Below are 483 nucleotides of genomic sequence, written 5' to 3'. Positions count from 1 at the left end.
AACAACCAGGGCGGCGGCACACTGTTTGCGCGTCAGGACTTCACTTACGATCCTGCGACCGACAGCTTCCAATGTCCTGCGGGCAAGACCCTGTCGCTCAAACAGCTCAATCGTGGCACTCGCCTTTACGCAGCCCGTGCCAAGGACTGCGGGAACTGCCCATTAAAAGCCAAGTGCACACAGGCCCAACGGCGTCATATCAGCCGCCATCCCAACGAAGAGGCGTTCGCGCGGATGGAGAAACGACTCGAAACTCACCCTGAGATGATGGGACGGCGACGAGCAATCGTCGAGCACCCTTTTGGCAATCTCAAACAATGGATTCTGGGCAACGGTCGTTTTCTAGTGCGCCATTTCAGCGGGGTGAGAGCTGAGATGGCGATGGCCGTGCAAGCCTACAACCTCAAACGTGCTATTTCGGTACTCGGGGCACGCCGCATGATCGAGCTGCTGACCTGAGCGCTGCACTTTGCATCATTGCAC

The 483-nt window shown here is 57.6% G+C and carries 1 protein-coding gene; it reads left to right on the top strand.

The features are described 5' to 3' along the window. Positions 1-459: transposase (locus ACNFCJ_RS24135; protein WP_416773902.1), on the top strand; the 459-nt coding region annotated here is incomplete at its 5' end. Between the last annotated feature and the right edge of the window lie 24 nt (positions 460-483).

Origin of the sequence: Pseudomonas sp. NY15364 (assembly GCF_048068235.1) — a bacterium.
Taxonomy (GTDB): Bacteria; Pseudomonadota; Gammaproteobacteria; order Pseudomonadales; family Pseudomonadaceae; genus Aquipseudomonas; species Aquipseudomonas mendocina_D.
The sequence above is the reverse complement of the archived record's forward strand: the minus strand, read 5'-3'. Positions and strand labels throughout refer to the sequence as shown.